The organism is uncultured Campylobacter sp., from assembly GCF_937949835.1.
Lineage (GTDB): Bacteria > Campylobacterota > Campylobacteria > Campylobacterales > Campylobacteraceae > Campylobacter_B.
The window spans coordinates 1-1,953 of sequence record NZ_CALEDC010000272.1 but is presented as its reverse complement, the minus strand read 5'-3'; the positions used below and the strand labels follow the sequence as shown (position 1 = coordinate 1,953).

The following is a 1,953-nucleotide window of genomic DNA, read 5'->3' as shown; positions in this document are numbered from 1 at the left end:
ATCTTGTTTTGCACCCTTGCCGTATTCGTATGATGCCCCTAAAGTAGTACAGCCCCAGCCGTCGCCCAAACTACAGGCTTTAAAATTTAGCTCCCTTGCTTTTTCATAATCCTGCTTCACGCCATCCCCTGAATAGTATGCCATGGCGAGATTTACGCATGCTAAGGTATTGTTGCTATCGCATTCGCTTTGCAACCTACTTATACCGGGATCCTCTTGTTCCGCTGATGACAAAGCCGTGGCTTCTGCTAGCGATAAAGCCGCCGTGGCGATCAGCGCTAAAAATATCTTTTTCATACATCGCTCCGTTTAAAATTTCGGCTATTTTATTTCATTTTTGCTTAATCTTTTGAAAATCGGCGAGCTGTAAATTTACATCGCCGCGAGCTTAAAGGCGAAATTTAGCAAAAAGCGTTAAAATTCCAAGCATTACAAGGAGCGAAAATGAAAATTTTAAGAAGCACGGACGCAAATTTCAAAGAGGAATTTGCGAGGTTGGTGCGCCGCGGCGAGACGGATATGAGATCGGTAATGCCCGTCGTAAGCGGCATCATCGAGGAGATTAGAGCGCGCGGTGATGAGGCGCTAGCCGAACAGATTGAGAAATTTGATAGATGGCGCGTACAGGGCGATCTGGCTATCACGCAAGAACAAATGAGTCTCGCGTATGAAGACTTAACCGCAGAGCTAAAAAACGCGCTTCAGATCGCATACGAGCGCATCTACGCTTATCATGAAAAACAGCTTGAGAGAAGCTGGTTTAGCTTCGATCCAAGCGGCGCGATGCTCGGGCAAAAGATCACGCCGGTAGATCGCGCGGGGCTGTATATCCCGGGCGGCAAGGCGGCGTATCCGAGCTCACTTCTGATGAACGCGATCCCAGCAATCGTCGCGGGCGTGGGGGATATCAGCGTCTGCACCCCTGCCGTAGGCGGCGTCGTAAATGAGCTACTGCTTGCGGCGATGCATGTGCTGGGGATCAAAAAGGCCTACAAGGTGGGCGGCGCTAGCGCGATCGCGGCGATGGCATACGGCACGCGCACGATCGGCAAGGTCGATGTCATCACGGGCCCCGGTAATATCTTCGTCGCAACCGCTAAAAAGCTCGTGTTCGGCGATGTAAATATCGATATGATCGCGGGCCCTAGCGAAGTGGGCATCATCGCAAACGCCGCGGCAAATCCGCGCAACATCGCCGTGGATCTACTCAGCCAAGCCGAGCACGACGAGATCGCAAGCAGCTTTTTGATAAGCGACGATGAAAAATTCGCCCTCGCCGTCGCCGAGCACATCGAGCGCGAGCTTCCTACGCTCGCACGTGAGCCGATCGCTCGCGCCAGCGTCCAAAACAAGGGCGCGATCATCATCGCACGCGATATGAACGAATGCGTGGGGCTAATGAACGAGCTTGCGGTCGAGCACCTAGAAATCGCGACCGAAAACGCCTACGAGCTGCTTCCGCGCATACGCCATGCAGGCGCGATATTTTTGGGCCACTACACGCCTGAAGCGATGGGCGATTACCTCGCAGGCCCTAACCACACGCTGCCGACCGGCGGAAGCGCGCGATTTTTCTCGCCTCTGGGGGTTTATAACTTCATCAAACGAAGCTCGATTATAGCGCTAAATAAGCGCGCCATAGACGAGCTCGGAGGCGCGTGCATGGCGCTAGCGGACGCAGAGGGGCTCGGCGCGCACAAAAAATCGGTGCAAATTAGATTTGAAGAGAAGTGATTTTGCGGCGGTAGCGAAATTGCGAAATGAAATTTTAAAAAAAGCGGCTAAGGGCTTAAATTTACCCGCATATGGCTTAAGGCGGTTTGCGCATACAGCTTAAAAATTTCGAAGCGAAATTTTAAAAAGCACCGGCGGCAGTTGCGAAATCGCGAGCCGAAATTTTAAAATTTAAAGACGAGTTAAATTTTAAAAAATGTAAGCGTCGCGGCAAGAGTG

Annotated in this window: 2 protein-coding genes; one reads left to right on the top strand and one right to left on the bottom strand. The window is 51.7% G+C overall.

The features are described 5' to 3' along the window. Positions 1-297: hypothetical protein (locus tag Q0256_RS06085; protein WP_297961157.1), on the bottom strand; the 297-nt coding region annotated here is incomplete at its 3' end. Between the two features lie 147 nt (positions 298-444). Here Q0256_RS06085 and hisD point away from each other — a divergent pair. Next, positions 445-1,734, top strand: a complete 1,290-nt coding sequence (gene hisD, locus Q0256_RS06080; protein WP_297961154.1) for a histidinol dehydrogenase — start codon at positions 445-447, stop codon at positions 1,732-1,734. Positions 1,735-1,953: the final 219 nt, after the last annotated feature.

Bases quoted from the DNA above. Each gene is read 5' to 3' on its own strand.
- hisD (WP_297961154.1), top strand. From the start codon at position 445: ATGAAAATTTTAAGAAGCACGGACGCAAATTTCAAAGAGGAATTTGCG.